This window comes from Heyndrickxia oleronia (genome assembly GCF_017809215.1).
Lineage (GTDB): Bacteria > Bacillota > Bacilli > Bacillales > Bacillaceae_C > Heyndrickxia > Heyndrickxia oleronia.
In genome coordinates this window covers 2,171,588-2,193,267 of sequence record NZ_CP065424.1, presented here as the reverse complement: position 1 = coordinate 2,193,267, position 21,680 = coordinate 2,171,588, and the positions used below count along the sequence as shown (strand labels likewise).

The following is a 21,680-nucleotide window of genomic DNA, read 5'->3' as shown; positions in this document are numbered from 1 at the left end:
GCTTTTCTATAGGAGCTCCGTTTTGACAATTTATTTAAATCATAGTTAAGTTAGAAAAGAATTCTCTCAACATATTCTTTCGCATGTGTTTCTAATTGTTCATATTGAATTTGTTCTTCTTTGTAATGTGTTGTGCTACTTACCTCAAAGGAACTTTGATTATTGTTCATAATGATTTCTGCATCATATAAATAAGTTGCATTTCCAATGAGTTCAATCCAATATGTTTGATCAGACTTATGAACGACACAACGAACCTTTCCACCATTATTATATACATCAATTTCCTCTTCATAATTATTTAAGGACAATATACATGAAATTAATGATGACGCTGACATGGCTGTTCCACAAGCATTTGTAAAACCAACACCACGCTCAAACGTACGAACATAGATAACTCCTTTTTCAACGGAATGAACAAAGCTTACATTAACTCCATCAGGAAATAACTGATTTGGTCCATTTACATATTCAGAAATCATTCTTTGTGTATTCGTTCGCATCATTTCTTTATCTACAAAAGTTATAAGGTGAGGATTTGGAACAGCGACTGCGCTAAATAATAACTGATCTGAGAGTTCATGTATCTTTTCATTCACCAATTGCTCTTGATTAAGATTCATCGGTAACGCATCTAATGAAAAAAGTACTGGTGATATTTCGACACAATAGGTTGGTAATTCATTAAAAATCGAATCTGACTTATTTACCTTCAAAATCGCCTTCATCGTTTCTACTCTTATTTCATCTTTCTGCAATAATTCGCACACATATCTACCAACACAGCGCAAGCCATTACCACACATGGAAGCCTCTGAGCCATCTGCATTAAATACCCTCATTTTTGCATCTGCTTTATCACTTTTCATGACAAAGAGAATACCGTCCGCACCTAATTCAGCATTTCTGTCACAGAGAGTAATACTCAAATTTTGACGGTCCTCTTCAGAAAACGTATATGGCATAGAGATCTCATCTATTAATAAAAAGTCATTTCCTGACCCATGACATTTTCGAATGTTTATATTCATAGCCTACCCCCATTAATTCAATGTGTTAATTTAAGCTCTATCTTCAAGATTATCGTTAATTAGAAATGTCTAATAATTTCTAAAAGGGTTTATGTCAAACTAAAAATAGATATATCCATAATCCTAACATTAAGGGTGACATAAAAAATTAAATCAATCAAGTGAGATATATGTAAAATCCTCATTCATGACCTGGTCACTCCATTCCCATGCCTGCTGATAAAATCTTGACAGTTCTTGTTCGGTAAGATCGGTAATCTGCAGCAATTCATCCATTTTTTCCCATTCTGCTTTTTCCAGAGCAATCGATAAATCAAGCACTTTCCTCATACTATTCTCTTCACCACATAATGCATTAAAAAGGCTTTCCTCCAATGATAATTGATTTAGCACCTCATCCATTGGCTTAAAGAGGATAGCGTCTAATAAAGAAAAAAGACCTAACAAAAAAAATTTCGGTGACTCTGATTTACCGAACTGCTTTTCAGATATTAACTCACAAAACTTCGCTCTAGTTAAGCTCGTTCTACATACTTCTTCTGAAAGTTGTTGTCTCCATCCAGCGTTTTCCCTAATTGCTAAAATAAATATCCATCTTTTAATTTCAATTAAACCTAGTAATATAATTGCCTGATGGATAGAGTGTATCTTTTGAGTAGGTCGGTGAGCTGGTGAGTTTATTAGTTTTAATAGTTTATAAGCTAATGATAAATCTTGTTCAATAATCATACTAATATGCTCAATGCTGACATCTTCATTAGATAATAAACGAACGATTTGTAAGTACGAATGAAAAGATGCTGGAATATCAAATGTTGAAATAATTACAGGTTGACTAAAATAATAGCCTTGAAAATACGTATAGCCATTTTGTTTAGCCTCTTCAAACTGCTCCTTCGTTTCAACTTTTTCAGCCAGTAATTTTATGTTAAACGATTGAATAATTTTTTCTATTTCTTTTCTTTCGATTTTATTCGTATTCATAAAATCTATTTTTACTATATCCACAAATTTTAATAATTCTAATGAATACAGATTATTACTATAAAAAATATAATCATCCAATGCAATTTTATAACCTAGCTTTTTTAATTCTCTACATATTTCTACTAATTCTCGAGAAGGAGTAACATTTTCAAGTATCTCAATCACTATATCCCTTGGTGAGAAATAAGTTGGAACCTTATGCTTAAGAAGGTTTTCAGTAAAATTAATAAAACATGGTAGTCCTGATGAAAGATTATCTATACCAATATTAAAAAAACTGTTAATAATTACGTCAGCAGTTGCTTGATCCCCATCAATATTTGGGAAGGAATTGACATTATCATTCCGATACAATAATTCATATGAAACAACCCTATTATCAATATTAAAAATGGGCTGACGTGCAACAAAAACTTCCATCGAGCTCTCTCCCTGCTTTAAAATGCATAATATTTCAAAATATATACGATTCTCTACTAAATGTATGTTATCAAATTACTAGGATAAAAGTCTATATTCAAAAAATAGAAAAAGAGGGTGAATCCATAATTGATTCCCCCTCAAAATGTCTAACAAAATTACATATACTGTAATAAAAAATTGATAAAAAACAAACTTGCAATAATATAAAGAGGAATGGATACATCCTTTGCTTTACCAATAGAAAGCTTCAGAACAGGATAAAGAATAAATCCAATCGCAATTCCATCTGAAATGCTAGATGTAAATGGAATCATCGCAATGATTAAAATAGCGGGCAGTGCCTCGGTCATGTCACGTAAATCCATAAATCGAATATTTTGAGTCATCAATATGCCAATTAATATAAGGATGGGGGCAATTGCATTATCCGGTATAATTTTCATATAAGGTATTGCAACTACGGACAATAAAAACAAGGCCCCAGTAGTGATTGCAGTTAAACCTGTACGGCCACCAGAGGTAATTGCGGCAGTTGATTCTACCGCTGACACTGTTGGACTAGATCCAAGCAGACCCGAAAAAATTGCAGAAATACTTGTTGCCTGTAATCCTTTACTAAATTTAGCTTCGTTTTTTAATTGGACTGTATGACTATGAACAAGACCGATATTTTCAAACACGACAACCATAGAAATTGTAAATACCGCAATCCAGAAAGGCAACGTCCATACCCGTTCAAAAGAAAAATGACCAAAAACTATTTGATAATTTTCTAATGAAAAACCTTGCTTACCTGTTTTCGGTATAATTCCAAATAATGCTGATAATCCAGTTCCAAAAAGAATGGTCCATAAGAAATGTCCCTTTACATTTCTCAAAAAAAGGATCAACAATACTAAGAAGGTGATAATCGTAGCCAAAACTTTTATATCACTTAAATTACCTAATGCAATGATGGTAGTTCCACCACGAACGACAAGACCACCCTTTTCTAATCCAATCAGCATTAAAAATAATCCTAACCCAACGGTTATCGCATCCTTTAATGTTGTAGGAATAGATGTATTCAAAATGGTTGCCAATCTCGTAAATGCTATAATCGAAAAGATCATGCCTGACACAAATACAACTGCTAAAGCCTCTTGCCAGGTCAATCCCATCGATTGTACTAGAGTATATGAGAATAATGCATTTATTCCCATACCTGGTACAAGAATAATTGGTGAATTTGCCCATAATCCCATTATTAAACAACCAAAAAAAGAGGTTAAGATGGTTGCAATAACAGCACCTTCTAAGGGTATCCCTGCTTCGGAAAGGATAAGGGAATTAACAGCAATAATGTATACTACAGTAAAAAAACCAATGACTCCAGCTGTTATTTCCTTTTTCACTGTTGTCTGATGATTTTTAATCTGGAAAATACCCTTCTTATCCATTTATTTGACACCTATATTTAGTTGTCCCTCTCCCAACCCGCTTTTATCTGTAAGAAAATACAGATTAGCCACAATTTAATATTATATAGATGAATCTCCGGAATGACAATATTATTAATCGTAGTAAACATGATAAAGATAAATCAATAGTCCAATACAAATAAAAAAATCCCTTTCATTCATAGTTTCTGTAAACTCAATGATTGGTGTATTGGGTGAAAAGTGTTTTTGCCAGTTTAAAGGCATAACACCTTTGGTAATTTTCGAAATAACTTGATCATCCTTACAAATTTTTATTGTTGCCAAACTCTTATTAATCGTAAACTGATTATTTTCCACTGAAAAACACAATGTTCTCCAATTTTCTTTCTTAGGATACATTTCTATTGTTTTCGATGGTAGAATCATTTTTGTAGCTTTCTTCTTGTTTTTACTTATTTCAATGTATACACAGTTGCTTCCACTGTGATTTTGGATCATATACATACTTTTAAATGTATGATTGAGGTTACTCCACTTCTTACCGTTTGTATTATAAGGTGCAATCTTCCATGCGCAAAGTCCATTACTTTTAAAAAATTTCAATTGTAGAAAGGGAGTTGCAGAAAGAACGAATAAGAAGCGATCATAAGAAGGTAACTCTTTCTCTTGAGAATCAAATGGAATAGAAGATTTTATTTCGCGAAAGACATAATAATAATATTTTATTAAATAATAGAGGATAACAATAAAAAGAAGACATACTGCCCATTTAGCGATTAAGGAAAAACTAGTATTCAAAAGAATAAATAAACAAATGGTCATATATATCCCGATAATGATTATTTGCTGCAAATATAATTTAGTCTTATAGGAATAGTATTCTTTTATATTCATCTTTCAATTCACCCTATCAATGAAGATTCTTTCTATTATATGAATATAACAAGAATATATTCCTATCTAGTTACTTCTAAATTAATTCTTTTCTTTTAAAAATTGATAGAGAAGATACAATCAGTATGATAATTAAACATATAGTAATGATAACCGTAGGAATTGTTCCTTTACTTAGATAGCCATTCGTCCATAATTCTCCTGTATATTTTAGGATATTTGAGGGTATCCAATCTAATTTTTCAGATAAAACCGAAGAAAGAAAGCTCAGAACGATTGTAACGACAAGTGTTAAAGCTGCAGTAACTCCAGAGGTATTTGACATACTTCCGAAGAAAAAGATTAAGGTTACAATTAATGTTAGCCATAACCCATATAGGAACATTCCTTTAAGCATAAGTGATAGATTTACTAATTCAAATAATTGGTATGTATAATACCAATTTGCCATCATTCCCATAAAGTAAGAAAACCAAACAATAAGTAAAGCCATCACCCATTTTGCGATCATATAGGAAGAAAATGAAACTGGTTTCACTAATATCAGTGCAGCACTACCATTTTTCCTTTCTGCCGTAACAGAAGACATAAAAGCTAAAACTATTACCAGTAAACCAATCATATTAAATTGTTGGGTTAAAGTACTGAATAAAACCTCAGGTGCATGTGGTAATGGTATTTCTATCACTGTACCTTCCGGTAGATCTCCTAAGGAATCAATAATTTTAGGCAAATAGTAAGTTGTAACTGGTTGCATAATCCCTAAAAGGATAAATAGTAAAGGCATCCATAACCATCTATAGTTTCTCAAGGACTCAGTGTTTTCTTTTTTTATAAAAATAAAAAATTGATTCATTCTTTCACCACTTTTCTAAATATCTCTTCTAACGAAAGTTGACATAAATCAAAACTATCTAATGGCCAATTCTCTTCACTTGCCATTTTAAGTAGTTGTTGTCTTCCAACCTGTAGATCCTTTACATACAGTACGATGACTTTTTCATTTTGCTCTATCTTTTCTACCCATGAATATTTCTGAAAGCGAGGAAGTAATAACTTTGGATTAGTTGAAAAAGTTAGTCGAATCATTTGACTGGAATGCTTTGCTCTTACATCAACGATATTCCCATCCTCTATTAACTCGCCATTATTTAACAGTAATACCTGATCACAAACCTCTTCTGCATCATTTAAAATATGCGTTGAAAATAATATCGTGGTTTCCGTTTTCATCAGTTTAATTAAATCGATGATTTCCCTGCGACCGAATGGATCTAATGCTGAAACTGGTTCATCGAGAATAAGAATCTGCGGCTTATGGATGAGCGCTTGAGCAATTCCAAGCCTCTGTTTCATTCCTCCCGAATATTGTCCAATTCTACGCTTTCTCCCCTCCATTAAACCAACCACTTCAATTAGTTCATCAATTCTTTGATTTAATCTATTGCTTTCAATATTTGTTAATCGACCAACAAAAGATAAATATTCTTCTCCACTCATCCAATCATAAAATGCTGGATATTGAGGAAGAAAACCAATCATACCTCTTAAATCCTTTTGATTTGGATAATTAGGAGAAAAGACTTTCCCACTCGTTGGAGTGATCAGCCCTGCAATCATATTAAGAGTGGTTGTTTTACCTGCACCATTGGGACCTAATAATGCAGTACATTTTCCTTCTTCTAGTGAAAAACTAATTGTGTCAACCGCCGTTTTCCCTTTATATTCTTTCTTTAAATTTTTTATCTTCAAGATACTCATCTATTGTGTCTCCTTCCTACAATGAAATAGATAATTGGACCAACTATATTTATAAATAAAATAATCAATACCCACATCCATTTAGGACCATTGGTTTGTTTATTGCGTATTAGATCAATGACCGCAATAATAACTAACAAAAATTGAATAATTATGATGGGCGCAATCAATCCCCAATTTATTTCTTTTAACACCTCATAAATATTTTCCACCTTTATCCTCTCCTGCTCTAATTACTATTCATGATTATCTGTTATATAAATAATAGAACAGATAATCATGAATAGCAATAGTTTAATTATTAATGTCAAAAAACTGTTTTCACATCGTTTGATGCTTGTGTAAAAGCCTAACTGATCGGCTTTTTATCTTAAAAAGGATTCTAGCGGTTCTAATGGAGTGTAGCGATCCTCAGTCGATATTTATTAGGTATTACTTTACATAAATAGCAACAATATTTGAAAAAAGAGCCAAAAAAAAAGAATGACCACAACTTCAGTCATTCTTTAAAACAGATTTATTTAATCCATTCAAAGGTAAAAGGAATTTTATAACGCTCACCCTGAAAGGCTTTGACGGCACCTATGATCGTAAATACAAATACAACGATTCCAAGTAACCAAAGCAATACAATTCCAATTAGAACGATAACGAGAATCCCGAAAATAATACTGTATATAAAATAAGAAATAATAAAATTAAAGTATGCTTTTCCATGTGCATTAATAAATTCAGAATCGTCTTTTTTAATTAACCATATGATTAAAGGACCTATGATCGTTGTAAAAAAGCTTGTGATATATATTCCAGCTGCTAATAATTTTTCCTCTTGTGATACCAATGATAACCCCTCCTTTTATTCTTACTAGTGAATATACGTTAAATTTTCACTTTTAGTTTCATTTCGGAAAATTTTTTCTTCATTATTATTTCCATCGGACTTGCATATGTTTATTATAGTTGTCCATATTTATTTTACTCAAGAAGTAGGTGATTATATGTTATCCAATATTGAGGCGTTCATTTTAGGAATTATCCAAGGTTTAACTGAGTTTCTGCCAATCTCAAGTACCGGACATTTGTATATTGGAAGACATCTATTTGGATTAGATGAAGCTGGCCTTTTTCTTGATACAATGCTCCATGTAGGTACTCTTCTTGCAATTATTGTGGTTTATAAGGATGATTTATGGAAAATGATACGTCACCCATTTAGCAAATTGAGCCTCATTATGGTGATTGGTACAATTCCTGCAGTGATCGTCGGATTTTCACTAAAAGATTACTTTGAAGAAATCTCTAAAACTGGGGTAACAATTGGTTGGGAATTTCTCGTAACTGGAGGGGTGCTTTGGTTTGCAGAGAAAGCAAAAAAGGGTAGTAAAAAGCTTGAAGATATCAAATATTCCGACGCGCTAATCATTGGCACATTTCAAGCTGCTGCAATCTTCCCGGCCTTATCAAGATCAGGATTAACGATTGCTGCCGGATTGATGAGAAAATTGGATAGACAAACAGCAGCATATTTTTCTTTTTTGTTATCAACTCCAGCCATTTTAGGTGGGATAGTTCTACAAGGAAAAGATCTTATAGTAGGACAAGTTGAATCCGTTACTTTATTTGGACTTCTTATCGGTACAATTGCATCAGCCATCTTTGGGTATCTAGCAATTGTTGGAATGGTCAATTTTTTAAAGAGAAAATCTTTGAAAATCTTTGCCTATTATGTTTGGACACTTGGAATCTCCATCATTCTATTGCAATGGTTGGGAATTTTTTAAATGGAGTTGAGGGTATTGTCTAGCGAATGGATAACAAACACATTAGAAACACTTGGCCAACATGGTTTTTTCGGAATTGCTTTTGCCCTTATGATTGAAGTGATCCCTAGTGAAATCGTATTAGGCTATGGTGGGTTTCTCATTTCTGGTGGGAAAATTTCATTTTTTTCTGCCTTGTTAGCGGGAATCATAGGTGGGACAATGGCACAAGTTTTTTTGTATTGGTTAGGTAGCTATGGTGGCAGACCATTTTTTGAAAAATATGGGCGTTTCCTTTTGATTAAAAGAAATCACTTAGATGCTGCTGAATCTTGGTTCGAAAGATATGGTACAATTGTTATTTTCCTAGCAAGATTTATCCCCATCGTTCGACATGCTATCTCGATTCCAGCGGGCATCGCTAGGATGCCGTTCTACCAATTTCTTTTATATACGATTGCAGCTATGTTGCCATGGACCATCCTGTTCCTTCTTATAGGAATGCAGTTAAACCAACATTGGAACACAATCAGTGAGGTTGCAACTGCTTACATTAAACCGATTGTATTCATTGCTGTAGCATCCTTGACCCTCTATTTCTTCTACCATTATTTTAGAAGATATAGATCTAAATAACAGAATGTCGAATCGAGGGAAAAATAGTCAAAAAAAATTAACAAAAAACCTATTTTCAATTTTAAATTTTTATTGTAAGATACAAAAAGAAATACACACATAAACGTATATACTGCAATTAGGGAAGGCAAATGGTGCGCCACCAGCAAAGTTTCTTGACTGGTCCTAGTGGGTTCGATTCCCACCCCGAAATTTTTTACGTAACTTTAAAAAATTTCGAGGGTGAGGCTGACCTATTTAGGTGAAATCTGCCCTCTGTGGAGGGGATAACATGCTCAAGAAACGTGAATTAATTGGCCAAGAGAGTCAAATTCTTTTTGATTTGATGGTGCACCCAGAAGTCTTCCCTTTTGTACGTCATAAGGCATATTCACATGATGAATTTCTTTTTTTAACGAAGCAAATAATCGAGGCCGAAGAACATGGAAAATTAATTTCTCGTACGATCACAGACGAATGGGAAAATCCAATTGGAACCATTAATTTATATGATATAGAGGATAATGCAGGTTTTCTAGGTACATGGATTGGAAAACCTTATCACGGTAAAGGCTATAACCAATTAGCAAAGGAAGCTTTTTTTAACGAAGTATTTTATGAATTAGGTATTGAAACCATTTTTATGAGAATTCGAAAAGAAAATATTCGTTCAAGAAAAGCGGCTGAAAAATTACCCTATACAATAAAAGCCAATGAAACGAGAAAATCTGTGTTCGAACAACTAAATTCAACAGGTTATATTTATGATCTTTACGAAATATCAAAAGATCTTTTCTCACTTCATATGATGCGAAACTCGTCTATCAAAGAAGATACGCAAGCTTTAGAAGCTTAAAAAAAGGATGACTCACATGTACTGAACCCCAAAAGTTAGACTAAATATTTAAGCAGCTAATCGGCTGGTATGAAGACGGTATTCAACCGGGCTCATGCCAGCCAATTTTGCTTTTATTCGTTCATTATTATAATAATAAATATAGTTTATAATAGCCTGTTTTAACTCTTCAAAAGAGTGATAAATTCTACCGTAGTACATTTCTTGCTTCATAATGCCAAAGAAATTTTCCATAGGTGAATTATCTAGACAGTTACCCTTTCTGGACATGCTTTGAAATATATTATTATCTTTTAGTTTTTTTACATATGCTTTCATTTGATATGCCCACCCTTGATCAGAGTGAACAGTTGTTCTATATGGGCAATCTTTTGTTCGTTCAATGGCTTCATCTAAAGCCTCCATTATAGCTTTTGAATTTGGTCGTTCTGATACCCTAAAGGATAGAATTTCACCGTTATACATATCTAAAAATGGATCTAAATAGGCTTTCTTGATGTTCATATTTCCTTTAGAATCGGCCGTGTAGTATCTAAATTCTGATGTATCAGTTGTCATTTTTTGATGTGGAATGTTTGTATCAAATCTACGGTGGATAAGGTTCTTCGCAATCTTACCGATCGTTCCTTTGTAAGTACTAAATTTACGAGACTTACGTGTGAAGGATTTACAAGTAATGCCGAGTTTATTTGTAATCCGTAGAATTTTCTTGTGATTTACAACATAACCACGCTTACGTAATTCCATATCAATTCGACGATATCCATAATTTCCTGTATGTTTATCAACGATTTCTTTAATAACCTTTTCTATTTCTTCATCTGGACTAGGTTCATCAAATCGTTTTTGCCAGTACATATAAGTTGCCTTTGGAAAACCTGTTGCTTCAAGGATAACGGCTAGTTTGAATTTTTTTCTGAGTTCATGGATGACTCTCGATTCTGTTTTAGCAGTCGGCTCGGAATATTTATCCCTGAAGCTCGGAGCTTTTTTAAATAGGCATTCTCCGCACGAAGTAACTCTATCTCTTTTTCAAGTTGTTGTTCTTTCGTTAACTTTTTCTCTGAGTTTTTCTTCTTTTGTTTATTTGACATTGATGGACGCCCCCTTAGTTTAGAGAGTCCTTCAATGCCTTCGTTTTGCCATGTACGCATCCAATTTGCAATCATTGGTGGCTCATGAATGCCGAATTTTATAGCAACTGATTCAAAGGATTCTCCTGTTCTTAATTTATAGTTTAGGACATCTAACTTAAATTGAACAGGATAAGTAGTCGGGGATTTCTTTCTAAGAAAACCATCCTTTCCAAATTGCCTAAAGGTATTAACCCATTTTGCCACATTCGTTGAGCTTCTAACTCCAAACTTTTTAGCTATGGAATCATAGCCACCTTCTCCTGAAAGATAAGCATCTACAACTTGTTGCTTAAATCCTTCATCGTATTTGACCATAAAAAACACCCCAAAAGTTAGATTTTTGGTCTAACTTTTGGGGTGCACATCAACATGTCATCCTTTTTTTAGTTCCCTATTCTTTTGAATTTAATTCATTATATAGATTTCTTACCACCCATGTTTTATAAAGTTCTAGTTTTTTTCTACCTACAGGATGATAACGGATTCCTCTGTTTTTTAATTGCATTACATACCAACCTTTAGAATACTTATATGCCATGGACAGGTCTCCCCTCTCAAAATGCTTGTCCATACAATATATGTGAGCATTAGATGAAATATGTTTAGCTAAATCATATTTCTTTCGAAGACCATTTACGTTAAATGTAATCTTTTAATTTAATGATAAGTTAACAATAACATAGGTATAGATCATATCGATTCAAATATACATTAACTTTTACTATTATTTTTGATTAGGCTTTTCTATAACATTGTTGCTATTTAAGTAAAATTTAACTCTGAGCTAAAAATCACAGCGTCTTACATTTTACTGAGAAAAGAGTAGCAATCTCCATTAGAAACCTAGACTCTTTTATCGGAGGAAAAAGCAGGCCAGTTAGGTTTTTTCATAAACAACAAATTTTTCGAAAGCAGCATTTGATTAAAATGATAAAATAACAAAAAGAACCCCATAACAGGGGCTCTAGTCAATTATTTATTTTCCGATAAATTCTTGTGTCCAATAATTTCCATTCGCTACATAACCTACACCAATATGTGTATAGTTTTTATTTAAAATATTCGCACGGTGACCGTCACTATTCATCCAAGCTTTCATAACTTCTTCAGGTGTACGTTGACCCATAGCAATATTTTCACCCGCTGTTGAATATTTAATGCCAAATTTCTTCATCATATCAAATGGTGATCCATAAGTAGGACTTGTATGATCAAAATATTTATTTGTAGCCATATCATTTGATTTAACTCGTGCGACCTTACTTAGTTCATTATCAATTTTCAATGCAGGTAATCCTTGTTTCGCACGTTCTTTATTAACTAACTCTACTACTTGCTTTTCAGAAGCATTTAAAGTATCTCCTGCTGATTGATTGGTTGAAGTAGTTGGCTTTGTCGTCTGTGATGTAGACGGTTTATTTTGATTAACTACTGGTTTATTTTGGGAAGCTTGAGGTTTCGCAGGTTTTGATACTGGTTTTTTTGTATTTTCAGTTGTTTTTTGTTGAGTAATGTTTTTTGCTTGATTATAGCTTACATTATATTTAGTCATAATCTGATTGATTAGAGATTGTAAATCTTTTGCATTTTCTACTTTATATTCATATTTTGCTATATTAACAGTTTTATGTGAATCATTTTGAAATGTAGCAGCATCAGCTTTGTTTACAAATGGTGTCGCAAGAAGTGCAAATGCAGTTGCAGTAGTAATAATTGTTTTTTTCATCGTAATTTCTCCTCCTTGAGATCTGCGATATGTGTTTGTCTTACATGAAAATCATATCACAGCTTTTTTGTAATAAACTTGGAAGAGACTACTATTTTCATTTTAAAAGAGTCATTTTATGTTATTTTCATATAAAATTTATATATAAATAGCTATATTAATAGATTTATCTTTTTTCAACTTCATTTACTTACATCGGAAAGTTTACCAACTAATCCTAAAACAAACCATATATTAACAGGTTTTTTCTATTGACAGGTTTTAAAATGAGCGCTACATATAACGATTATTACAATTAAATTTCAAACATGTAGTTTAAGTAAAAAGAATAGAGGTTAATTATCATTAACCCCGTAAACCTTCCATTTGTTTTATAAAATAATTAATCAATCCCATTTTTTCAGATAAATCCAAGGAGGAATTAGATATCCTCTGGACAGCAAAAAAGAATTTTGTCTCTTTACTTACTCTAAGCCTCGGGTGTGTTTGCTCATCTAATAACTCACTTAACACAGCAGCTTTTAATTGTTCTTCTGATTTAGAATGACAATTTGTACTTTTACGATTTTTCCAAATGCTCAAATACACCTCTAATAATTTTTCATCATTCACTTCAATTTCTCCTCTTTTTAGTTTATTCTTCCGAATACTCTCCAAATTATTGGGTATTCTAACCCAATAATTAAAAAAGATTGGAGGATATTCATATGCATGGTCCCTATTGTTGTCCAAATTGTAAAACGAATAGAACCCGATTTAATATCATTCAGCAAGTTCCGCAGGCAGTTAAAATGGATCCAAAAACTGGTGAAATCATTGAGCAATATGGAAATGAAGCATCTGATCTATTCCATATTTCCTTTAAAGGCCCTGAATATAGGGTTCAATGTGGAGCGTGTGGGCTAGTAGAAGACGAAACAACCTTTTTGAAATTTGGTGAGTATAAACGATAAGAAATGGCTGTCTGAAAGTTTCAGACAGCCTCATTTTATGTTCCTATTTTTTCAAAATACTAATTGCTTTTTTGACCTGTGTGTCATTTTTAACAATATCTTCTCTCAATTGATTCATCAATTGAAGTGTTGTTTCTCCTTGTAAAACACCAGTTTCTTTTAAATTATTCTTCTTTTGAAACTCTTTAACAGCAGCCTCTGTATCCTGATCAAAGAATCCATCAACTTTCCCTGGGTTGTAGCCTAATGCCTTGAGCATTTCTTCCGCAGCCTTCACATCAGATGAAATTGATGACATTTCGATTTTAGTATCTGGATTTATAATTGGTAGATCCGCATATTTTGGTAGACTTACTTCATAATCTGGTTTGATCCCTTTTTGATGAATCCAGTTTGCATCTGGCGTTAGCCATTTTGCTGTTGTAATTTTCATATTAGACCCATCTTTAAAATCGGTGGCAGATTGTACAGTTCCTTTACCAAATGACTTTTGCCCAACTAATGGTATACCAGCAGACTCTTTAACAGCAGCAGCAAGGATTTCTGAAGCACTTGCACTTCCATTATCAATAATTACTGCAACTGGAACATTAATTTTTTTACCATCTTCAGCGACAAACTCTTCACGCTTCCCTTTTTTATCTTCAATTTGAACAATTTTCTTGCCTTCTGGAACAAAAAGATTTGAAATTTTAATTGCTTGGTCTAATAAACCACCTGGATTTTGACGCAAATCTAATATCAGTGATTTCATTCCCTTAGATTCCATATCTTTTAATCCATTTAATAGTTCATTATACGTATTCTCAGAAAAGCTAGTGATTTGGATTTTTGCAACACCATTTTCCAGCATTTCGGAATAAACCGTATTGACCGGAATATCATCTCGGGTGATCGTAATCTTTGTTGATTCACTTGACCCAGCTTTTTGAATCGTTAAAGTTACTTTGGATCCTTTTTCACCGCGAATCAACAGGACCGCTTCATTGGCGCTCATTCCTCTAATACTTTTTCCATCAACAGCTAAAATTTTATCATTTGGTTTTAAACCAATTTTTTCAGCAGGTGAACCTTTGATTGGAGAGACAACAACAATATAACCATCCTTTTCCTGTATCTCTGCACCAATTCCTTGGAAGGAGGATGAAATGCTCTCATGAAATTGTGCTGCTTCCTCTTTAGTCATATAATCAGAATAAGGGTCATCTAATGAGTCAAGCATTCCGTTAATTGCACCATTTATTAATTTATCATTATTCAGATCTTTATAATAATTTTTCTTCAATTGATCATAAGTATCATATAATTTATTGAATTCCGTTCTTTGATTTACAGCAACTTTAACAGGCTTATCATCACCAAATGCTAAAGCAAAGGTTGTCACTCCGGCTGTAGCAAAAACAAGAACAAAAATTAGCATGACAAATTTAAATTTTCTAATTCGAATATATCCATTTGTTTGTGCTGTCTGTGTTTCTTGAGACTCTACTTCTTTTTTCTCATTTTCCAAGACTTTCACCACTTTCATAACCAAGTACATTACAAGTTATATTTTCAAATACTAACTTCTTTATTTTATCAGTTTTTTTGATTATAAGGAAGAAAAGCTTTTAATTCCTATCTTCCTTCCTATTAACAGTTTCTCATTAAAACAGCCAAAGAAAAAGCAGGCCAAGCCTGCCTTACATTTTCTCAACATGCTGAAAATACTCTTCTAGAGTCCATCCATTTTTATAAATAACAGCAGCTGCCTTTTTTCCAACATATCGGAAATGCCATGGTTCATATTCATAACCCGTAATGTTTTCTTTATCTTTAGGGTAGCGCAGAATAAAACCAAATTCATGAGCATGTTCTCTTAGCCAAATCCCCTCTTTTTGTTTCCCAAAATTTTCAGAGAGAAGATAATTTTCACTTTCGCTAGTAATATCCATCGCAAGTCCTGTCTGATGTTCACTTTGGCCTGGAGTGGCTACTGCTTGCTCAGCTTTTTCTTTCCCTACATTTGCAATTTCATTATTTAAAATCGCTTTTTGTCTTTCATAGGAACGATACCCAGATGAAGCAAATAAATATATCCCATTTTTTTCAGCTTCACTGAACATTTTTTCTAATGCAGTTGCAGCTTCCTGTCTCATATAGCTTTTTTCTATATCTTGGTCACCAAATGAAAATTTCACCTTTGGGCGGACTAAGTCATTAGGAACATAACTCCCTATCGAATATTCTTTATTAACTAATGATAATATATTAGATGTGTTTTCTATCATTTTTTGACCATTTACTTCTTTGATTTGATTAAAATACTTTGATTCCAATAGCAAATCATTATTTTTTTCTTTTGTTTTCGTACCATTTTCTGCATTTGCTTGTTCATGGTTACTAGTTTGCTGTGAATTTTTGGATGCATCTTTCTCATGATTCTGTCCCCCACTACAACCACCTAATAGAAGAAGAACTGCTGCAACTGATACAATTCGTTTCATAATTTCACCTTTCTCTTCCTTTTGAGGCTTCTTTTCATAAAAATTTGATGCTTAATTCTATCAAACGCACCAAAAAATTAGAAAATAGCCTTTGAAAAACATAAGTAAATATTATCAAATCAGAGGAAAGTCCGCTAGAGGAAAATGAATAAAGAAAGACCATCTCAAAAGCATGTTTTTAAAACCATCTCTCACTAAAAATTCATTACCAAGAAAGATGATGTAAAACACTTATGAGATAGTCTCATTTTCCACATAAGACTGCTATGTAATATACTTTACCGATTATTAGACAAGTGTAGATAAAGCAACTTCAATCATGTCATTAAAAGTAGTTTGTCTCTCTTCAGAAGTCGTTTCTTCACCAGTTAATAAATGATCACTTACAGTTAGGACAGATAATGCTTTACGATCGAATTTTGCTGCTAGTGTATAAAGAGCGGCTGTTTCCATTTCAATGGCTAATATACCGTATTTTGCCCATTTTTCATGTTCTGCATTATCATTATAAAACATGTCAGCGGTAAATACATTTCCTACTTTCAGGTTCAATCCTTTTTCTAGTCCGCCATCATATGCTTTCTTTAATAAATCAAAATTTGCTGTTGGCGCATAATCAATTCCATTAAATGTTAGTTTATTCATTTGTGAATCAGTAGACGCAGACATTGCTAATATCACGTCTCTTACCTTAACATCCTTTTGAATCGCACCACATGTCCCAACTCTTATTAGATTTTGGACATTATAGCTTTGCATTAATTCATTAATATAAATTGAAATCGAAGGCACACCCATACCTGTTCCTTGAACAGACACTCTTTTCCCTTTATACATACCTGTATAACCAAACATATTGCGAACTTCGTTGTAGCAAGTTACATTTTCAAGGAATGTTTCCGCTATATACTTAGCTCTTAGAGGATCTCCCGGTAATAGGACTGTTTCCGCAATTTCATTTTCTTTCGCATTAATATGTACACTCATTTTATTTCCTCCTCCAAAATACCAATGTTTTCATTGTAATGTTTTCCTGGCAAGGATGCAAATATTGTTTGTAAGAATGTCGAAGTGGTTTTAGGCAATACTAAAAATGTAATGTACTAAAAGGAGGATCATCATGGGCAAAAAAAACCGTAATCGGATAAATGGTCAGAAGAAAAATAATCATATTCCTGCAGAGCAAATAATCGCAGAGCATGAAGCTCATGGAAAAGAATTTTCAGCACAAAGCCGAAAAAAATAAAACAAATGTGTAAGTACCTACTCAATTCCAATCACTTTTTGTGGGGAAATGTCCATAGGAAGTATAAACTTTGTTTTCATACGGTGAAAGTGAATAAACTAACATACACGATGATGAGAGACTGCAAAGTAACTTTCATATAAAAATTATCTATATTCTTAATTATAAAAAAAATGGTCATCTACAAAAAAGCAAAGGGGTCTGATCCTTAAATACAATATCTAATGAGATATTGCCATTTAAATGGTGTCAGACCCCCAATTGATTAATTATTCTTGAGTTATTACCTCTAATTCCTTTCTAATAAAGGTCATCCTCAGATTCCTCATCGATTATGGATTTTGCAATTAAGTAATCAAATGTTATGTCGGCGATTTCTTCTACCTCTTCTTCCTTAGGGGCATATCCCCTCTTGATTAATTCTTGAAAGAAAAACTCAGCAATTTCTTCTGTATCAATAAATACTTCGATTTCCTTCATCAAAATCGCCTCCTCTGATTTACAATGTATGTTTTATAACAAAAAATTATGCAGAATAACTTGATAATAGTCATCAATTTAATAGGACAAGCATATGGATAGAATAAATCATTCTTTACAAAGACTAGGGGGCAATAAGTATGAATCGTTTATCTAACGAATCCGCCAATCATATCGAAATCAAAATCATTCAATTCATGGACATTATTTTATCATTATTATTTAAATCTTTCATCCTTTCTTTTATTGCTTTATCACTTTATTTACTGTTAAGTTAACTTACTTTTCCAACCTTAGTAATATAAATAATTGCTCGCCTATTGTTTTTTTAATCTTTTGTTTTTTGCTATTGTAAGATGGTGCAATTGTTTTTCAATTGAATGTATGCAAGAGAGATATTCATCGTCCTGAAATAATAAATAAAGTGCTTTATAATCATTGTATTTATCTAACAAACAGTCAATTTTATGGGAAAGTTGTTCCTTTGACGTTGAGATATTCAATGGTTTTTTTGTTTTTTTAATTGGGTAAACAAAGCCAAACTTTTTTAAAAAGCTGTCAGCATGTTCAGAATCAGCGACTAAAATTAATTCCGCTTCATCCGCTTCTAGCCATTCTCCATCATGTATTCTTGTTAGCTCGTAAATAATATCTTCCCATGCGTCTTCCTGATAACGCCAAATTTCTGTACGAAAGCCTACTACCTTAAATATCTCTTCTCTATATCCTTTAACTTGAACTAAATCTCCAAAAAAGAATTTATATTCTATATCAATTTGTTCCTTATCAAATAATTCACCTTTATAGTCTGCTAGTAACATAATTCCATTTTCATTAAATAAGCCACCACTCTCATTAACTTCATACAATAATTGTCCATCCACAAATTTAATACTTGTTATTTTACCAACAGAACCATATCTGATAATTACAACAATATCCCCTATCTCAAATTTTGATCTGCCATATTCATCCATATCCTCCCGTCTCCTTATTTACTATCTAAGTATTATTAGTCAGTATATGCAATTGATTTCTTTTCGGTTTGGTTATTCGTTTGTCATTTTAATTTATGTATTTATTTATACTTATTATATTCAGGCAAATTTCGTATAGTTTGGCGTTGTATATTGCTTTATTTCCAGCTTTTACACTTAAATAGGCATTTCGCAGTTTTTATGACATTGCCAGGCTTTTTCTCAATGGAAAAAGGACTTATCCTTCTTCAACTTGTTTTCATAGGTAATACATTACCTAAATAGAAAAAAGGTTTGCAAAAAGAGCCTTAATTAAAATAAAAAAAGGCCTTCTTACCATATTTGCTAAAAATGATAAGAAACGCCTTTTTATTATTTTTTTTCATTTACATAAAGTTCCCATGCGTCATCAAATACCTTCATTGACTGTAGGTAGTGCCCATTTAATTCTAGGTAGGTACTCAATTCATGATAGTCAGATAATCCTTTCGGAAATGAATGATCTTCATAAGCATAATTAGCAAATTCAGATAAACTATCCTTTGGTTTTGGATCACGATATTTTATTAAAAAGTGGTAAAAAGATTGATTCAACTTTGTGACCCCCTTATTGATTCACTATATAAAAAAATAATTTAGTGAGAAATAAAAATCTCCTCTATTATATTTTATCTAGTCAAATTTTTAAACACATGACGAATGTTCTATCACTTTTTTCACATAAATTTTCTTTCTTTTTCGACAAAATTATTTTTTAATTACTAGATAATTCAGTTCACTCAGGTTAAAATGATAATTATTAATAGTTTTTAAATTCAGTTATAAAGGGAAAAAGGGGGAAAAGGTTTGGTGAAAAAACAACAAAAGAGAATAAAGGAAAAAAGTCATATACCAAAAAAGAACAAAAAAACAACACTAGGGAAAAAGACCCTCTTTCAAAAATCAGATAATAAAAAGCAAAAAACAAATGCTCAAAAAGGAAAAATCATATCTTATTTACAAACAATACGTGGAAAGGTTGTAGTGTCCTTTAGTATTCTGACCATACTATTAATGATTCTAACTACTACTTCCTATATCAATATGTCTAAGCTTGAATCTGAAATTGATAGAGTGGTAAATAAGGATTTAGTTATTCATGATAAAGTAAAAGACATTGAAAACACTTCCTTAAAAATTGAATCTGCAGAATTAAGCTATGTTGCTTCTGGAGATAAAACATTCTTAAAGACGTTAGAAAAAGAAAAAGACCATGCAGGTGTATTAATCAAAGATCTACAAAAATTGTTAAAAAACAACAAAGATCAATTAAATAAACTGGACGGTATTGAAAATTCCTATCAATTCTGGGTTGAGTGGGTTAACAAGGTTATACAAATTCGTGATTTTTGGACAATCGATGAAGCTGGCAAAGAAGTACAGTCTGCTAGAGGCCAAGATTATATGAAGCAAATGAATGATAATATCCAGGCTCTAATTGAAGCAGAATCGAAATCTACAAAGCAACGAATTGACAACTTACATACTCAAGCAAATATTGCAAAAATAGTAACCATTGGATTATCCTCTTTAGCACTAATTTTATCTGTTGTACTTGCAATCATTTTGTCTAAAAATATTGTTACAAGTGTAAGAAAAATCAGTCGATCCATACTTGATATAGCAAATGCTGGAGGAGATCTAACCAAGAGGATTGTTGTTAAGTCAAATGATGAACTTTCAGACTTAGCTAAAGATACAAATACTTTAATTGAAGGAATTGCTGAACTTGTAAAAAGAGTATCTGCAATGTCTGAGAATGTTTCAGCTAGTAGTGAAGAATTACTAGCATCAGCTGAAGAAACCTCTAAAACCATTCTGTCAATTGCTGAAACATCAAGTGAGATTGCAACTGGAAGTGAAAAAACAACCACTCAAATGGATGAGTCTTTGAGTAAGATGAAGAATTTAGAGAAACTAGTCCATTCATTACATTCACAGGCTGATCGAGTAAAAACTGCTGCTATGCAAATGCAGTCAGCTGCCGTAACTGGTAGTGAATCCGTCAAAAAAGCATCCAATGAAATTATGGGCATTGAGGAAACGATGGCTAGTACTAGCACAACTGTGGAAGCTCTTGGGAAAAAGTCTGATGAAATCACCAAAATTATAAACACGATTACAGGTATTGCTGAACAAACAAATCTCTTGGCACTAAATGCTGCTATTGAGGCAGCACGTGCTGGTGAACATGGACGTGGCTTTGCAGTGGTAGCTGATGAAGTGAGAAAGCTGGCAGAACAATCTCAAGGAGCAGCAAAAGAAGTAACAAAGATTGTATACGCAATTCAAGATGAAGTGCACAGAATCATAAGCCAAAATAAAGATGGTGTTCAAGCTGTTGTTGCTGGAGTTGAAATATCAAACGAAACCAATCAGTCACTTCAAAGAATTTTGCAACAGTCTACTCAAACGAATGATGTAGTTGCCGAAATGGTCGCACAGATTGAACAGACGTTACTTCTTAGCCAAGAGGTCTCCACTTCATTCACCGCTGTTAGTGAGATCGCTGAAATTACAGCTTCTCATACTGAAACAACTGCAGCTGCCTCAGAGGAAGGTTCAGCAGCTATGGAGGAAGTTACAGCATCTGCATCTGAACTATCTAAGCAAGCTGAAAACTTAAGATCACTTATATCTAATTTTAAAATTTAATACACAAATAGAAATGGGGAGGTTTTACCTCCCCATTTTATATTTAACATTTAGGTCCTATCCAGCTTGCGCCAATAATAATTAAAAGAATAAATAGAACAACAATTAGAGCAAAACCATTTCTGTATCCACCACCATATCCATAACCACATGGGGCATAATTATATGTTGGATAACAGCAGTTATCATGTCCGTAGTACATACCTTTCACTCCTCATTTTTTTGTCAATG

Annotated in this window: 25 protein-coding genes and 2 pseudogenes; 7 read left to right on the top strand and 20 right to left on the bottom strand. The window is 32.8% G+C overall.

The annotated features are described in order from the left end of the window. Nucleotides 1–50 precede the first annotated feature (50 nt). The 8 genes from dapF to I5818_RS10965 all read right to left on the bottom strand — a co-directional run bounded on the left by dapF (nt 51) and on the right by I5818_RS10965 (nt 7,361). On the bottom strand, nt 51–1,034 hold the full coding sequence (gene dapF / locus I5818_RS11000) for a diaminopimelate epimerase (protein ID WP_058004341.1): 984 nt from the start codon (nt 1,032–1,034) through the stop codon (nt 51–53). Nucleotides 1,035–1,187: 153 nt separating this feature from the next. Next, a complete protein-coding gene (locus I5818_RS10995; protein WP_058004340.1) occupies nt 1,188–2,441 on the bottom strand; it encodes an EAL and HDOD domain-containing protein in 1,254 nt (417 codons plus the stop codon). 158 nt (nt 2,442–2,599) lie between these two features. Then, nucleotides 2,600–3,883, bottom strand: coding sequence for an NCS2 family permease (locus I5818_RS10990; RefSeq protein ID WP_058004339.1), 1,284 nt, complete (start codon nt 3,881–3,883; stop codon nt 2,600–2,602). 114 nt (nt 3,884–3,997) lie between these two features. After that, nucleotides 3,998–4,759: a hypothetical protein gene (locus I5818_RS10985; RefSeq protein WP_078109920.1), complete on the bottom strand. Its 762-nt coding sequence runs from the start codon at nt 4,757–4,759 to the stop codon at nt 3,998–4,000. A gap of 76 nt (nt 4,760–4,835) precedes the next feature. Further along, nucleotides 4,836–5,615 carry an ABC transporter permease gene (locus I5818_RS10980; protein WP_078109921.1) on the bottom strand — a complete coding sequence of 260 codons (780 nt, stop codon included), beginning with the start codon at nt 5,613–5,615 and terminating at the stop codon, nt 4,836–4,838. Continuing rightward, on the bottom strand, nt 5,612–6,520 hold the full coding sequence (locus I5818_RS10975) for an ABC transporter ATP-binding protein (protein WP_078109922.1): 909 nt from the start codon (nt 6,518–6,520) through the stop codon (nt 5,612–5,614). The genes I5818_RS10980 and I5818_RS10975 overlap by 4 nt, the downstream gene beginning before the upstream one ends. Next, nucleotides 6,517–6,732: a PLD nuclease N-terminal domain-containing protein gene (locus I5818_RS10970; RefSeq protein ID WP_235813336.1), complete on the bottom strand. Its 216-nt coding sequence runs from the start codon at nt 6,730–6,732 to the stop codon at nt 6,517–6,519. The genes I5818_RS10975 and I5818_RS10970 overlap by 4 nt, the downstream gene beginning before the upstream one ends. Nucleotides 6,733–7,037: 305 nt before the next feature. Continuing rightward, nucleotides 7,038–7,361, bottom strand: coding sequence for a DUF4870 domain-containing protein (locus I5818_RS10965; protein ID WP_058004335.1), 324 nt, complete (start codon nt 7,359–7,361; stop codon nt 7,038–7,040). 157 nt (nt 7,362–7,518) lie between these two features. Here I5818_RS10965 and I5818_RS10960 point away from each other — a divergent pair, with 157 nt between their 5' ends. The 3 genes from I5818_RS10960 to I5818_RS10950 all read left to right on the top strand — a co-directional run bounded on the left by I5818_RS10960 (nt 7,519) and on the right by I5818_RS10950 (nt 9,751). Continuing rightward, entirely contained in the window at nt 7,519–8,301 is a 783-nt protein-coding gene (locus tag I5818_RS10960; RefSeq protein WP_058004334.1) for an undecaprenyl-diphosphate phosphatase, read from the top strand. After that, entirely contained in the window at nt 8,302–8,916 is a 615-nt protein-coding gene (gene uptA / locus I5818_RS10955) for an undecaprenyl phosphate transporter UptA (protein WP_078109923.1), read from the top strand. It begins immediately after the preceding gene. Nucleotides 8,917–9,187: 271 nt separating this feature from the next. Further along, nucleotides 9,188–9,751: a GNAT family N-acetyltransferase gene (locus I5818_RS10950; RefSeq protein ID WP_058004333.1), complete on the top strand. Its 564-nt coding sequence runs from the start codon at nt 9,188–9,190 to the stop codon at nt 9,749–9,751. Nucleotides 9,752–9,799: 48 nt separating this feature from the next. Here I5818_RS10950 and I5818_RS26035 read toward each other — a convergent pair. From I5818_RS26035 to I5818_RS10930, 5 genes and pseudogenes are all read right to left on the bottom strand, one after another. Then, a pseudogene (locus I5818_RS26035) lies at nt 9,800–10,687 on the bottom strand (IS3 family transposase); the annotation flags it as partial. Beyond that, nucleotides 10,651–11,202, bottom strand: coding sequence for a helix-turn-helix domain-containing protein (locus I5818_RS26030; RefSeq protein ID WP_058002529.1), 552 nt, complete (start codon nt 11,200–11,202; stop codon nt 10,651–10,653). The gene I5818_RS26030 and the pseudogene I5818_RS26035, both read right to left, overlap by 37 nt. A 76-nt stretch (nt 11,203–11,278) precedes the next feature. Next, nucleotides 11,279–11,425, bottom strand: a complete 147-nt coding sequence (locus I5818_RS10940) for a DUF2639 domain-containing protein (protein ID WP_071975549.1) — start codon at nt 11,423–11,425, stop codon at nt 11,279–11,281. 438 nt (nt 11,426–11,863) lie between these two features. Then, the gene (locus I5818_RS10935) at nt 11,864–12,613 is read right to left on the bottom strand and encodes a CAP domain-containing protein (RefSeq protein WP_058004332.1); all 750 of its coding nucleotides are present in this window, start codon (nt 12,611–12,613) and stop codon (nt 11,864–11,866) included. Nucleotides 12,614–12,958: 345 nt separating this feature from the next. After that, a complete protein-coding gene (locus I5818_RS10930) occupies nt 12,959–13,225 on the bottom strand; it encodes a hypothetical protein (protein WP_058004331.1) in 267 nt (88 codons plus the stop codon). A 95-nt stretch (nt 13,226–13,320) separates the two neighbouring features. Here I5818_RS10930 and I5818_RS10925 point away from each other — a divergent pair, with 95 nt between their 5' ends. Then, the gene (locus I5818_RS10925; RefSeq protein WP_058004330.1) at nt 13,321–13,566 is read left to right on the top strand and encodes a hypothetical protein; all 246 of its coding nucleotides are present in this window, start codon (nt 13,321–13,323) and stop codon (nt 13,564–13,566) included. Nucleotides 13,567–13,609: 43 nt separating this feature from the next. Here the strand turns inward: I5818_RS10925 and I5818_RS10920 are convergent, their stop codons facing one another. From I5818_RS10920 to deoD, 3 genes are all read right to left on the bottom strand, one after another. Continuing rightward, nucleotides 13,610–15,076: a lmo1851 family serine protease gene (locus I5818_RS10920; RefSeq protein WP_446719811.1), complete on the bottom strand. Its 1,467-nt coding sequence runs from the start codon at nt 15,074–15,076 to the stop codon at nt 13,610–13,612. A 172-nt stretch (nt 15,077–15,248) separates the two neighbouring features. Continuing rightward, the gene (locus I5818_RS10915) at nt 15,249–16,052 is read right to left on the bottom strand and encodes a M15 family metallopeptidase (RefSeq protein ID WP_058004328.1); all 804 of its coding nucleotides are present in this window, start codon (nt 16,050–16,052) and stop codon (nt 15,249–15,251) included. A gap of 288 nt (nt 16,053–16,340) precedes the next feature. Beyond that, nucleotides 16,341–17,039 (bottom strand): purine-nucleoside phosphorylase, encoded by a 699-nt coding sequence (deoD, locus tag I5818_RS10910; protein ID WP_058004327.1) that lies wholly within the window; start codon nt 17,037–17,039, stop codon nt 16,341–16,343. A 133-nt stretch (nt 17,040–17,172) separates the two neighbouring features. Here deoD and I5818_RS10905 point away from each other — a divergent pair, with 133 nt between their 5' ends. After that, entirely contained in the window at nt 17,173–17,298 is a 126-nt protein-coding gene (locus I5818_RS10905; protein ID WP_139254839.1) for a hypothetical protein, read from the top strand. A 300-nt stretch (nt 17,299–17,598) separates the two neighbouring features. On the opposite strand, the gene I5818_RS10900 is transcribed toward I5818_RS10905, so the two are convergent. After that, nucleotides 17,599–17,778 (bottom strand): YozD family protein, encoded by a 180-nt coding sequence (locus tag I5818_RS10900; protein WP_058004326.1) that lies wholly within the window; start codon nt 17,776–17,778, stop codon nt 17,599–17,601. Nucleotides 17,779–17,918: 140 nt separating this feature from the next. Between I5818_RS10900 and I5818_RS10895 the strand changes: the two genes are divergently transcribed. Further along, nucleotides 17,919–18,056, top strand: coding sequence for a hypothetical protein (locus I5818_RS10895; RefSeq protein ID WP_158022186.1), 138 nt, complete (start codon nt 17,919–17,921; stop codon nt 18,054–18,056). 39 nt (nt 18,057–18,095) lie between these two features. On the opposite strand, the gene I5818_RS10890 is transcribed toward I5818_RS10895, so the two are convergent. Together I5818_RS10890 and I5818_RS10885 are read right to left on the bottom strand one after the other, a co-directional pair. Then, a complete protein-coding gene (locus I5818_RS10890; RefSeq protein WP_071975547.1) occupies nt 18,096–18,755 on the bottom strand; it encodes a hypothetical protein in 660 nt (219 codons plus the stop codon). A 372-nt stretch (nt 18,756–19,127) separates the two neighbouring features. Then, nucleotides 19,128–19,349 carry a YozE family protein gene (locus tag I5818_RS10885; protein ID WP_058006402.1) on the bottom strand — a complete coding sequence of 74 codons (222 nt, stop codon included), beginning with the start codon at nt 19,347–19,349 and terminating at the stop codon, nt 19,128–19,130. 255 nt (nt 19,350–19,604) lie between these two features. Between I5818_RS10885 and I5818_RS10880 the strand changes: the two genes are divergently transcribed. Next, nucleotides 19,605–21,449, top strand: coding sequence for a HAMP domain-containing methyl-accepting chemotaxis protein (locus tag I5818_RS10880; RefSeq protein ID WP_235813419.1), 1,845 nt, complete (start codon nt 19,605–19,607; stop codon nt 21,447–21,449). A gap of 43 nt (nt 21,450–21,492) precedes the next feature. Here I5818_RS10880 and I5818_RS26430 read toward each other — a convergent pair. Next, a pseudogene (locus tag I5818_RS26430) lies at nt 21,493–21,582 on the bottom strand (YjcZ family sporulation protein); the annotation flags it as partial. Between the last annotated feature and the right edge of the window lie 98 nt (nt 21,583–21,680).